Source organism: Brucella sp. RRSP16 (assembly GCF_052246815.1).
Lineage (GTDB): Bacteria > Pseudomonadota > Alphaproteobacteria > Rhizobiales > Rhizobiaceae > Brucella > Brucella intermedia.
In genome coordinates this window covers 53,022-65,505 of record NZ_JBQQAM010000004.1, presented here as the reverse complement: position 1 = coordinate 65,505, position 12,484 = coordinate 53,022, and the positions used below count along the sequence as shown (strand labels likewise).

Below are 12,484 nucleotides of genomic sequence, written 5' to 3'. Positions count from 1 at the left end.
AGTTCAAAGCGGGAGACCGCTATCCTTGTCGAAAAGATGTATGTGTTCGCTCTTCGCAGTTACAGGCACTTGTTCACCGGGCGCAAGATGCAAGCGCTCGCGAAACACAGCCCTTATGGGCTGTCCCGCTATCCGGCCATAGATATGCGTTTCCGGACCCGTCGGCTCGATGACTTCCACCGTAAGTGTCAGCCCCGTGCCACCCGGCGCGACTGTAAAATTTTCCGGGCGAATGCCAGCTTCGGCCTGCCGGTTTTCGGGCGATCCCGCCGAGACGGCAATTTCTTCGCCCTCTTCAGTGCGAAATATGCCTTCCGATACGGTTCCGGGAATGAAACTCATGGACGGCGAACCGATAAAGCTCGCCACGAACTTGTTGGCCGGGCGGTCATAAAGCTCAAGCGGCGCACCGATCTGCTGGATTTTTCCCTGATTCATAACCACGATCCGGTCGGCCATCGTCATAGCCTCGATCTGATCATGGGTGACGTAGATCACCGTCGATTTCAGGCGTTGATGCAGCGCCTTGATCTCGGTGCGCATCTGTACGCGCAACTGCGCATCGAGATTGGAAAGCGGTTCATCGAACAGGAACACCGACGGTTCGCGAACGATGGCCCGCCCCATGGCGACGCGTTGGCGTTGCCCGCCGGAAAGCTGGCGTGGATAGCGATCAAGATAGGAATGGAGGTTGAGAATGGACGCTGCCTTGTCCACTTTCGCTGCGGTTTCCTCCGACTTCTCGCCACGAATACGCGGACCAAAACCAATATTTTCACGCGCCGTCATATGCGGAAACAGCGCGTAGGACTGAAACACCATCGCGATATTGCGCTTTTGCGGCGGCAACTCGTTGGCCCGGTCTCCACCGATCAGGAGATCGCCGCCGGAAATCGGTTCAAGCCCGGCCACCATCCGCAGAAGCGTGGATTTCCCGCAGCCCGAAGGACCGACGAGCACGAGAAATTCCCCGCTTTGAATATCGAGATCGACACGATCGAGAACGGTCAATTGCCCGAAGGTCTTGGTAATGCCGCGCAGCGAAACCTCTTTCATCGGTCAGTGTCCTCCGAGAATATCTTCTATGAAAGGACGGCAGCCCGCAGTCAGCCCCGCATCGACCGGGAGGATGGCGCCGGTAATCCCCGATGCCCGGTCGGAAGCCAGAAAGGCTACCGTTTCCGCGACCTCACGGGTGTCAACGATACGCCCCAGAGGATAAAAACGCTGCAAGCGGTCCAGAACGCCCGCGTCCTGCGCGATACGATGATCCCATGCGGGTGTCCGTATCGACCCCGGACAGACCACATTGGCGCGCACGCCCTTTCTTCCGAACTCCACCGCGATAGCGCGCGCGAAGGCATTGATCCCGGCCTTGGCGGCCGCATAGGCCGGGTTTCCGAAATGCAGAAGTCCGTTGACCGACGAAATAAACACAAAAACACCGTGCCCGCGGGCAGCCATGGCCTGCGCCATCACATTGGAAAATCCGGCAACCGCAGTCAAATTGAGGTCGATCTCGGCGTCGATATTGCCCTGATCCAGCCCATCGAAAGTCTCGGCACGGGTCCAGCCAGCATTGTTGATCACAATATCAGGCAGGCCGGATTCCGCTATGATCCGCTTTGCTGCGGGCTCCAGCCCGTCACGGTCGAGCAGGTTGAAGGCGTGACGCGCATGGAAGCCATCGCCAGTCATTGCCTCCAGTGACGTATCGCATCCGATAACTCGGGCGCCGCGTTCGGAAAAAAGATGGACAAGCGCGTTTCCCACGCCGCCACCTGCCCCGGTAACCAGCACCGATTTCCCGGCAAATTCGCCTGCTTGCTCCACGCTATTCCCCTTTATGCGGCAGCTTTCTGCAACTGTTTATTCCCGTCAGCGTAAAAGTCAAAATGTAAGTTTGCAACAAAACTTTTCGCTTGAAACTGCTATCAATGCCGATAATGTAGGAAAATAACAAAAATAGATGGTCATCGCGCCAATGCGGGGCAAAACAAGGGAACGGGAAGATGTCTATCAACAAATGGAAGGCCGGCCTTCTGGCTGGATTGAGCATTCTGGCGTTGTCGTCAGTCGCAAATGCTGGTGAAGTACGCATGACGGTCGCGGAGTACAGCTCCAAGACAGGCCCGTATTTCGAGGAAGTGAAGAAAGCGTTCGAAGCTGCCAATCCCGGCATCACGCTTAATTTCGAAGTTGTTCCGTGGGATGTGCTCCTGCAGAAGCTGACCACCGACATTTCAGCAGGCACCAACGCGGATCTTTCGATCATCGGCACACGCTGGCTGATCGATTTCGTGCAGCAGGGCATCGCCGAACCGCTCGACGGTTACATGAACGACGAGTTCAAGGGCCGGTTCATCGAGACTTTCCTGTCGCCGTCCATCCTGGAGGGCAAGACCTACGGCCTGCCGATCGCGGCCTCGGCTCGCGCCATGTATTACAACAAGGATCTTCTTGCCAAGGCAGGCGTCGAAAACCCGCCTGCAACCTGGGACGAACTGAAAGCCGCCGCTACCAAGATCAAGGCGCTCGGCGGAGAGAATTACGGTTTCGGCCTGCAGGGCAAGGAAATCGAGACCGACGTCTATTACTATTATGCCATGTGGTCCTACGGCACCGAAATCCTCAACAAGGACGGGACGTCGGGCCTGAGCACGCGGGGGGCACTGGAGGCTGCCAAGCTTTACAAGTCACTGATTGATGACGGCCTGACCCAGCCCGGCGTCACGTCCTATGCACGAGAAGACGTGCAGAACCTCTTCAAGCAGGGCAAGGTCGGCATGATGATAACCGCGCCTTTCCTTTCCAACCAGATCAAGGAAGAAGCGCCCAATCTCAAATACGGCGTCGCAGCCATTCCAGCCGGACCGACAGGCGCGCGCGGCACCTATGGCGTGACCGATTCCGTCATCATGTTCCAGAACTCCAAGAACAAGGAGGAAGCCTGGAAAGTGCTCGACTTCCTGTTCCAGACAGAGTGGCGCGCCAAGTTCACACAGGGCGAAGGCTTCCTTCCGGTCAACAAGGAAGAGGCGAAGATGGATTATTATGTGAATAATGCCGATCTCGCCGCCTTTACCGCGCTTCTTCCTGATGCCCGCTTTGCGCCGGTCATTCCGGGCTGGGAAGAAATTGCCGACATCACCTCCAACGCCATGCAGAGCATCTATCTCGGCAAGGGCGAACCCGATGCCGTGCTGAAGGACGCCGCCGCCAAGGCGGATGCGATCCTGAAGAAATAACACTCCCCGCCTGCCCGGCAGAGCCTATGCTCCGCCGGGCGCTTTTTCTTCCCGGGATCCAGATTGCCGATGCAAAGCCGCACCCTGCCCTATCTCCTGATCCTGCCGAGCCTGCTTTTGGCTGCGGTGGTGATCTTCTGGCCCGTGGTGCATCTCGTTGAAATTGCCAGCCACGACGTCAACCGCTTCGGGCAGCTACGCGATTTCAACAACGGCGCAAACTTCACGGCGCTTTTCGCAACGCCCGACTTTCTCAATGCGGTCTGGCGCACTGCCGTCTGGACCGTCGCCGTGGTGGGCGGGGCGCTCATCGTTTCCATTCCGGTCGCCGTCATCCTGAACATGGATTTCTATGGGCGGTCGGTCGCCCGCGTCATCGTCATGCTGCCCTGGGCCGTTTCTCTCACCATGACGGCCATTGTCTGGCGTTGGGCGCTGAATGGCGAAAGCGGAATGCTCAATTCCGCATTGCGCAATCTCGGTCTCATCGACAGCAACATTCAATGGCTGGCGAGCGCCGCGACAGCCTTTCCCATGCAGATACTGGTCGGCATTCTGGTCACCGTGCCGTTCACCACCACGATCTTTCTCGGCGGGCTGTCCTCCATCCCAGACGATCTTTACGAAGCATCGTCCCTCGAAGGCGCCAGCCTGTGGCAGCAGTTTCGCGAGATCACCTTTCCGCTGCTCAAGCCCTTCGTGAACATCGCCATCGTGCTGAATACGATCTACGTTTTCAATTCCTTTCCGATCATCTGGGTCATGACACAGGGCGGTCCGGCAAACTCCACCGATATTCTGGTGACGCATCTCTACAAGCTCGCCTTCAGGCTTGGAAAGCTGGGAGAGGCCTCCGCCGTATCGCTCATCATGCTGGCGATACTGCTCGTCTTCACCGCGATCTATATCCGCCTTGCAATGCGGGGAGAACGTGCATGACCGGCTCAAAATTGAAACGCACGATCGTTGCCTGGGCCGTTCTGTCGCCGCTTATCGTGCTGACGCTGTTTCCCTTTGCGGTAATGTTTCTCACCGCCGTCAAACCGCCGCAGGAAGTTCTTTCTCCAACGTGGTGGCCAAGCAGCTTTCGCTGGCAGAACTTTTCGGAAATGTGGGTCCAGACCAAATTCGGGCAAGCGCTTCTGAACTCGCTTTACGTATCAGTCATTGCTTCCGTGGGCGCGATCATCATTTCCATTCCTGCAGCCTATGCGATGTCGCGCTTTCGCTTTGCGGGTCACGGCTTGTTCCGCCAATTCCTGCTCGTCTCGCAGATGATCTCCCCCATCGTTCTGGTGCTTGGCCTTTTTCGGCTGCTCGCCGCTTATGGGCTGATCGAAAGCGTTTCGGCGGTCGGCGCGGTCTATATGGCCTTCAATATCGCCTTCACCGTGTGGATGCTGCAGAGCTATTTCGACACCATACCGCGCGATCTGGAAGAAGCCTCCTGGATGGAAGGCGCCGGACGCGGCAAGACATTGATAAAAGTGTTCCTGCCGCTCTGCCTGCCTGCCATTGCAGTGACGGCTATCTTCACTTTCATCAATGCATGGAACGAATTCGTCGTCGCATTGACCATGCTGCGCAGGCAGGAAAGCTACACCTTGCCCATTCAGGTCTTCTCGCTGGTGGCGGGACGCTACACCGTCGAATGGCATTACGTCATGGCGGCAACCTTTCTTGCCACGCTGCCGGTCGCAATCCTCTTCATCTGGCTCCAGCGCTATCTCATCAAGGGACTGGCGCTTGGGGCAGTCAAATAACCGGAGAAAATCATGTCCAGAAAACAGGTCTTCGGCGCATCGCATGTGCCTCTTTCCCCCGCCGTCCGAGCAGGCGACACAGTCTATATCTCGGGTCAGGTGCCAGTGGGACCGAACGGCCAGATCGTCGACGGCGGCATAGAAGCACAGACGAAACAGGTGCTCGAAAACGTCAAGGCCGCGCTTGCGCTTGCAGGAGCGACCATGGAAGACGTGGTCAAAACTACTATCTGGCTGGAAGACGCGCGGGATTTCGGGCGTATGAACGCCGTCTATGCCACCTATTTTCCAAAAGAGCCTCCTGCACGAACCACGGTCGAGTCCAGGCTGATGATCGACATCAAGATCGAAGTCGAGGCCATTGCCTACGCACCGCAGAAATAAACCGCCCCTCGCCCAGAGAAATTTTCATGCGCATTTTCACCGCATCGCTTGCGACAGAAACCAATACATTCTCGCCGGTTCCGACCGACAGGGCCTCGTTCGAGATGGCATTCTACGCAGCACCCGGCAAGCATCCAGATACGCCGACATTATGCTCTTCGCCCATCGTGGCATTGCGCAAGCGCGCAGCGGCGGAAGGATTGACGGTCATCGAAGGCACCGCCACATGGGCGGAACCGGGCGGCCTGCTCCAACGGCAAGCTTTCGAGGAACTGCGTAATGAAATTCTGGATCAGTTGAAGGCCGCTCTGCCTGTCGATGCAGTTGTTCTCGGTCTGCATGGCGCCATGGTCGCGCAAGGCTATGACGATTGCGAGGGCGATCTTCTGGAACGCGTGCGCGCCATCGTCGGGCCCGATATTCTGGTCGCCAGCGAGTTCGATCCGCACAGCCACCTCACCCCGAAGCGGGTCGAAAACCTTAATATTTTCGCATCCTTCCTCGAATTTCCTCACACGGATTTCTACGAACGCGGCGAGCATGTGGTCGATCTCGCGCTGGATGCGCTGAAAGGCCGGATCAGCCCGGTCATTTCCACCTTCGACTGCCGAATGATCGGCGTCTATCCGACAAGCAAGGAGCCGATGCGCTCCTTCGTCGACCGCATAAAGGCGATGCAGGGCAAGGAGGGCGTCCTGTCCATTTCCGTCATTCATGGCTTCATGGCTGCCGATGTGCCGGAAATGGGAACCCACATTCTTGTCGTCACCGACAATGACCCGGCGAAGGGCAAATCCCTTGCGGAAAAACTCGGGCGTGAACTTATCGCCTTGCGCGAGCAGACCCTGATGACCATGTTCGACACCGATCAGGGCATCGACCGGGCGCTGGCCGCCCATGCAGCCAATCCTGCCAAACCTGCGGTGATCGCCGATGTATGGGACAATCCCGGCGGCGGTGTCGCCGGCGACGGAACCTATGTTCTTCGCCGCCTGATCGAACGGCGTATCGATAATGTCGGCGTTGCCACGATCTGGGACCCCATTGCCGTGACATTCTGCCATGCGGCGGGCGAAGGTGCGTTAATCAATCTGCGTTTCGGCGGCAAATCCGGTCCGCTTGGCGGTGAACCCATCGATGCCCGCGTTACTGTCCTGAAAACCCTCGCCGAAGGCTGGCAGAGTTTTGGGCCAAGCCGCGTGACGCTTGGACCTTCGGCAGTGGTGCGGATTGAAGGCACCGAGATCGACATCATTCTCAACACCAACCGGACGCAGACATTCGAGCCGGATATCTTTTCCAATATCGGCATCGACCCGATGAAGAAGGACATATTGGTGGTCAAGTCCACCAATCATTTCCACGCGGGTTTTGTGCCGATCGCAGCCGAGATCATCTATGTCGCGGCACCCAGCTCCTATCCGAGCAATCCGCGCACGACCAATTATCGTAAGCTCACCCGTGCTATCTGGCCGCGTGTTGAAAATCCGTGGTGAACAAACGAAAAAGCGCGGGCGTTACCCGCGCTTTTTTGATCAGAACGTCGATCTGATCAAAATCAGTTCGAAACGCAGTCTAATGAGCCAGATAGGTCGAGATAATCGGCACGTAAGTGACGAGCGCCAGCAGGATGAACAGCGCCATATACATGCTGAACGCCTGGCGGGTGAAATCTCCGACCCTTACCTTGGCGATGTTGCAGACCATCAGCATGACAGTACCGACCGGCGGCGTCAGCGTGCCAATCGAAAGATTGACGATGACGACGATGCCGAAATGTACCGGATCGATGCCCAGAGCCTTTACCGTTGGCATCAGGAGCGGAACCAGAACGATCATCAGGGCGGTACCCTCGATCAGCGCTCCGAGGATCAGCAGGATCACGTTGACTGCCAGCAGGAACGCATAAGGGTTGCTGGTGAAGGACGAGATCAGCTGCATCAGCGACTGGCCGGCCTGTTCGAGCGAAAACACCCATGCGAGCGCTGACGACGCCATGATGACGAGCATGACGGAGGCGGTCGATTTCGCCGTTTCTATCAGCGAATCCACCACATGCGAGATGCGCATTTCGCGATAGATCACAAAACCGATGATCAGAACCAGCGTCACGGCAACAGCACCGGCTTCCGTCGGCGTGAAGATGTTCATGCGGATACCGCCGATGATCGCAAACAGCAACAGGACAGCAGGCCATGCCGAGGCAAGCGTCGAGACGACTTCGGCGCCGCTCATCCGCTTTTCACGGCTCGGCTTGTAGCCGCGCTTTACCGACGTGATATAGGCCGCGATCATCAGGATGATGGCACCCAGGATGCCCGGCACGACACCAGCCATGAACATCTTGCCGATGGAAACATCCGCAATCAGACCATAGATGATGAGCGCGATGCCCGGAGGAATGATCGGCGTAATCAGCGAACCGGCAGCCGTTACCGCGCAGGAAAATGCCTTGTCATAGCCACGCTTGACCATTTCCGGCACCATCATGCGGGTAAGCATGGCACTGTCGGCCAGATTGGACGCGCTGACGCCGCCCATCAGGGTTGAAACCATGATGTTGGTGAGCGCCATGCCACCGCGCATGCGACCGACCAGAATTTCCGCGACCTTAATCAGACGTTCTGCAATACCGGTATGCGCCATCACCGTGCCAAGCATGATGAAGAACGGAATGGCGAGCAGCGATGTGTTTTGAGCCGGGCTGATGAAGCGCTGGACTGCAATCGCTATCGGCATCTGGTTGAAGAACGTAAAATAGGTGAAGACCGCAATCAGGATGGCCACGTAGAGGCGCATATTGAGCGCGATCAGCGCCAGCATGATGAGAACGATAGTCGTAATATTCATGCCTTGCCTCCCGCAAAAGCGGCGCGCAAGGATTTGAATGCGCCTGCAAACATATAAAGGGCGATAATACCGAAGCCGACCGGCACGGCGATATCGATCCAGTAGTAGGAAACGCGCAGCACGTCGGTCACTTTAAGCTGTGCCGCCACCGACAGCTTGTAGCCGGCATAGGACACGTAGAGCAGAAACAGCCCCGACAGGATGGCAACGACAGCGTTGATGATCTCGCGCAGCTTTTCCGAAAACAGCTCAACAAGCATCGGAATGGCAAGATGCTGGTTGCTGCGTTCCGCGGCAACGCTACCGAGCATCACGATCCAGATCATCAGCAGGCCAGCCATTTCCTCGGTCCATTGCAATGGCTGGTGCATCCAGTAACGCATGACAACGGCGATGTTGAACATCGCCAGCAGGATGAACAGCGGCACGGCAGCCAGCCATTCGATCAGTTTTTCAAACAATTTCATCGGATTGAATTCCATGAGCAGACCATGCCGCGGCAAAGCCGCGACATGGCGATATCCGAAAAGGATGGATCAGTTCAGTTCGGCTTTGATCTTGTCATAAAGACCAGGCGACCATTCCGGGAACTGGGTGTAGACCTTCTCTGCAAGAGCCTTGAAGGGAGCGCGGTCGACATCGATGACTTCGACTCCGGCTTCCTTCATCTTTTCGATCATTTCATTGTCTTTTTCGATCGTCAGCTTCTGGCTGTAGAGACCCGCATCATAAGCGGATTCATGGATCATCTTGAGCTGATCTTCCGGCAGCGTGGAAAAGAAGGCTTCGCCGCCCACGATGAGCGCCACGTTGGTCAGATAGCCGACCTTGCTCAGATATTTGGCTTCTTCCTGGAATTTCTGGCCGTACAGAACAGAAATCGGGTTCTCCACACCATCGATCACGCCCTGCGCGAGCGCCGGGAAGGTTTCTCCGAGCGGCATCGGGGTCGGCGTAGCGCCCATTGCCTCGAAGGTCTTGATCTGCATGACATTGTTCGGCACGCGGATCTTCATGCCCTTCAGGTCTTCAGGCGTGCGGATCGGCTTCTTGGAAATGATCTGGCGAATGCCATAGAGATAGTTCGGCATTACGATATGAATGCCCTTCTTCTTCAGCTCTTCGCTCTTTTCCTTGAACCATGGCCCGTCATAGACCTTGAAAAGCTGCGCCGGATCGTCGGTCAGGAACGGACCATAGAGCACGCCGAGATCAGGATCATACTCGGCAAGAAAGCCCACGTCGGAAATGGTCACGACATTGAGGCCCATCATGGCCTGCTCGGTCACGTCCTTCTTGGAGCCAAGCTGCGAGCTTGGATAAAGTTCGAGCGTGATCTCGCCGTTGCTGCGCTTGGCAAGATCGTCTTTCCAGTAATGCATTACCTCATCGAAAGGCTCGCCGGGGTTGTTTTCATAGGCAACCTTGATCGACACATTGGCAGCGTATGCAGCCATGCTTCCTGCCAGCAGCATGCTGGCGGCGATCATGCCGGTAACGAGTTTCTTCATCAGTATCCTCCCGTATGGGGTCATTAAACAATGGCCTTTTGGCCGGTTTCCTCCACTAGCGTCCGGCACCGTCCATGCGGCCCGGACATTTGCTTCGATTTCAGTCGCGTTCGATGATGATCTTCAAGACATTGCGGTCGCCGTCCCAGTAGGGAAGCGCCGCTTCAGCTTCATCGAACGGAAATATTTTGGAGATCAGCTTGTCGGCATCCGCTCCGAGCTTTTCCAGATGGGCGATGACAGCCTCGAAATCCGCGAGCGTCGCATTGCGCGATCCCATGATGTCGAGTTCCTTCAGGTTGAAGAACTGCGTCTGGTAGGTGACTGGGGCCTTGGAATAGCCGACATAAACCACCCTGCCCGCGAAGCCCGCCAGATCGACGGCCTGCGTGAAAGTGATCGGTAGGCCGACCGCTTCAAAAGCAACGTCCACGCCGTCATCGTCTGTCAGTTCCTGAACCTTCGCGACAACGTCCTCGCCGCCCGGAAGCGCATGCGTGGCGCCGAATTGCAGCGCCAGTTCGCGCTTTTCAGCACTTGGATCGATGGCGATGACCTTGGCGCCACGGGCGACTGCGCCGAGCAGCACGCCCATGCCGATCATGCCGCAGCCGAGAACAGCGACCGTGTCGCCTGCCTGGACCCGTCCGCGCTCGACGGCATGGAAGCCGACCGAAAGCGGCTCGACCAGTGCCAGATGACGCGGTTCCAGCGTATCGTTGAGGATCAGCTTTTCGGCAGCCAGCACGATCTGGTCGGCCAGACCGCCATTCTGCTGCACGCCAAGCGTCTTGTTATAACGGCACGCATTGAGCCGGCCCTTGCGGCAGGACGAACATTCACCGCAATTCGTGTAAGGCAGCACGATCACCCGCTTGCCGCTGGCGTAGGCGGCGCTGACGCCCGCGCCTGCTTCAATGATCTCGCCGCCGATCTCGTGCCCCGGAATACGCGGCAGCTGCACCAGCGGATTAAGCCCCTTGAAAGTGTTCAGGTCGCTGCCGCAGAGCCCAACATGCCGTACCCGCACTCTGACATGACCCGCCAGCAACGGCGCTTCGTCGATTTCTGCAAAACGGGTAACGTTTTCGCTCTCGATACGCAGAGCTTTGACCATCGAATTATTCCTGTCAGTCGTCATTGAATAAAGGGCTATGAAACGGGGGATCAGGTTACGGCGCCGACCTGCCACGGCACGAATTCGTTGTCGCCATAGTCATAGACTTCGCTCAACGTCTTCTCGCCTGATGCGACCGCGATGATATGTTCGAAGATGCGCGTACCGGACTGCTCGATGGTCTCATCGCCGGTGACGATACCGCCGCAATTGATGTCCATGTCTTCCTTCATGTGCTCGTACATTTCGGAATTCGTGGCGATCTTGATGCAGGGTGAAGGCTTGAAGCCGGATACCGAACCGCGACCCGTGGTGAAGCAGATCACATTGCAGCCACCGGCCACCTGCCCGGTCACGGCAACGGGGTCATAACCCGGCGTGTCCATGAACACGAAGCCGGGTTCAGTCACGGTTTCAGCGAATTCATAGACGGCCTTGAGCGGCATGGAGCCACCCTTGGCAACCGCACCGAGCGACTTTTCCAGAATGGTGGTGAGACCGCCGAGCTTGTTGCCATGGGATGGGTTGTTGTTGAGTTCGTCGCCATTGCGCGCGGTGTAGTCACGCCACCAGTCGATGCGCTGCAACAGCTTTTCCGCCACCGCTGGCGTTACTGCGCGGCGCGTCAGAAGATGTTCGGCACCGTAGATTTCCGGCGTCTCCGACAGGACGGTCGTGCCGCCATTGCGCACGATAAGGTCCGAGGCATAGCCCAATGCCGGATTGGCGGAGATGCCGGAATAACCGTCCGAGCCGCCGCATTCCAGCGCCACTTTTAACTTCGACAGAGGCTGTCTGGTGCGTACCGCGGAATTGACCAAAGGCAGCATTTCCTTGATCTCGGCAATCGCATGATCGATGGTCTTGCGCGTGCCGCCATGCTGCTGGATCGTCATGGTGCGCAGGCGCGAGCCTTCTTCCATGCGATAATGTTCGAGGATCGGCGCAATCTGGTTGGTTTCGCAGCCAAGCCCGATCAGCAATATTCCCCCGAAATTCGGATGCTTGGCATAGCCCTGAATGGTGCGCGTCAAAAGGCGATAGCCTTCCGACTTTGTGTTGAGCGCGCAACCGCTGCCATGCGTCAGCGCGACGACGCCATCAACGTTGTCGAAACCGTCGAGCCCGCCCATGCGATTGAAATAATCGGCGATGTAGCGCGACACCGTGGCAGAGCAGTTGACTGACGAAATCACGCCGATGAAATTGCGCGTGCCGACGCCGCCAGCGCCACGGTCGAAGCCCATGAAATGGCGGCGTTCCGCCTCCGGCAGCATGCCGCGTTCCTCAATATCGATGGAGAACTGATGCTCGTGTTCGGAGGGCAGCATGGCGAGGTTCTGCAAATGCACGTGCTCGCCCTGCGCAATGTCCTTCGTCGCAACGCCGATCACCTGCCCGTATTTCAGGACTTCCTTGCCTTCCGGAATATCGCGAACGGCAACCTTGTGCCCACGTCCGATCAGTTCGCGGGCCTTGATCCCCTCAAGGCCGATCGGATCGCCAGCGCGAACCGAAACGCGCGCCACCGCAACATCATCCGCAGGATGCAGCAAAATTACCGGCGCAACCGCTGTAGCAACGGAATCATTCATGTGTCTGACCTCACTC

General features: G+C 57.3%; 12 protein-coding genes. 5 read left to right on the top strand and 7 right to left on the bottom strand.

Going from position 1 to position 12,484, the window contains the following annotated elements:
- Positions 1-3 precede the first annotated feature (3 nt).
- Both ACS5UA_RS07805 and ACS5UA_RS07800 read right to left on the bottom strand, forming a co-directional pair.
- Positions 4-1,056 (bottom strand): ABC transporter ATP-binding protein, encoded by a 1,053-nt coding sequence (locus tag ACS5UA_RS07805; RefSeq protein ID WP_006469152.1) that lies wholly within the window; start codon positions 1,054-1,056, stop codon positions 4-6.
- A gap of 3 nt (positions 1,057-1,059) precedes the next feature.
- Positions 1,060-1,833 carry an SDR family NAD(P)-dependent oxidoreductase gene (locus ACS5UA_RS07800; protein ID WP_063621103.1) on the bottom strand — a complete coding sequence of 258 codons (774 nt, stop codon included), beginning with the start codon at positions 1,831-1,833 and terminating at the stop codon, positions 1,060-1,062.
- A gap of 179 nt (positions 1,834-2,012) precedes the next feature.
- Here ACS5UA_RS07800 and ACS5UA_RS07795 point away from each other — a divergent pair, with 179 nt between their 5' ends.
- From ACS5UA_RS07795 to ACS5UA_RS07775, 5 genes are all read left to right on the top strand, one after another.
- On the top strand, positions 2,013-3,248 hold the full coding sequence (locus tag ACS5UA_RS07795; protein WP_063621104.1) for an ABC transporter substrate-binding protein: 1,236 nt from the start codon (positions 2,013-2,015) through the stop codon (positions 3,246-3,248).
- 69 nt (positions 3,249-3,317) lie between these two features.
- The gene (locus ACS5UA_RS07790) at positions 3,318-4,187 is read left to right on the top strand and encodes a carbohydrate ABC transporter permease (protein WP_006471981.1); all 870 of its coding nucleotides are present in this window, start codon (positions 3,318-3,320) and stop codon (positions 4,185-4,187) included.
- The gene (locus ACS5UA_RS07785; RefSeq protein WP_075041848.1) at positions 4,184-5,011 is read left to right on the top strand and encodes a carbohydrate ABC transporter permease; all 828 of its coding nucleotides are present in this window, start codon (positions 4,184-4,186) and stop codon (positions 5,009-5,011) included. Before ACS5UA_RS07790 ends, ACS5UA_RS07785 begins: the two co-directional genes overlap by 4 nt.
- A 12-nt stretch (positions 5,012-5,023) precedes the next feature.
- Positions 5,024-5,395, top strand: coding sequence for a RidA family protein (locus ACS5UA_RS07780; RefSeq protein WP_025089990.1), 372 nt, complete (start codon positions 5,024-5,026; stop codon positions 5,393-5,395).
- A gap of 26 nt (positions 5,396-5,421) precedes the next feature.
- Positions 5,422-6,891, top strand: a complete 1,470-nt coding sequence (locus ACS5UA_RS07775) for a M81 family metallopeptidase (RefSeq protein ID WP_063621108.1) — start codon at positions 5,422-5,424, stop codon at positions 6,889-6,891.
- A gap of 79 nt (positions 6,892-6,970) precedes the next feature.
- Here ACS5UA_RS07775 and ACS5UA_RS07770 read toward each other — a convergent pair whose 3' ends face one another.
- The 5 genes from ACS5UA_RS07770 to ACS5UA_RS07750 form a co-directional block, all read right to left on the bottom strand.
- The gene (locus ACS5UA_RS07770; RefSeq protein ID WP_443101249.1) at positions 6,971-8,245 is read right to left on the bottom strand and encodes a TRAP transporter large permease; all 1,275 of its coding nucleotides are present in this window, start codon (positions 8,243-8,245) and stop codon (positions 6,971-6,973) included.
- Positions 8,242-8,712: a TRAP transporter small permease gene (locus ACS5UA_RS07765; RefSeq protein WP_241083937.1), complete on the bottom strand. Its 471-nt coding sequence runs from the start codon at positions 8,710-8,712 to the stop codon at positions 8,242-8,244. Before ACS5UA_RS07765 ends, ACS5UA_RS07770 begins: the two co-directional genes overlap by 4 nt.
- Positions 8,713-8,781: 69 nt before the next feature.
- Positions 8,782-9,756, bottom strand: a complete 975-nt coding sequence (locus ACS5UA_RS07760; protein WP_006471979.1) for a C4-dicarboxylate TRAP transporter substrate-binding protein — start codon at positions 9,754-9,756, stop codon at positions 8,782-8,784.
- 100 nt (positions 9,757-9,856) lie between these two features.
- A complete protein-coding gene (locus ACS5UA_RS07755) occupies positions 9,857-10,873 on the bottom strand; it encodes a zinc-binding alcohol dehydrogenase family protein (RefSeq protein WP_063621112.1) in 1,017 nt (338 codons plus the stop codon).
- Positions 10,874-10,923: 50 nt separating this feature from the next.
- A complete protein-coding gene (locus ACS5UA_RS07750; RefSeq protein WP_006469163.1) occupies positions 10,924-12,468 on the bottom strand; it encodes a UxaA family hydrolase in 1,545 nt (514 codons plus the stop codon).
- Positions 12,469-12,484: the final 16 nt, after the last annotated feature.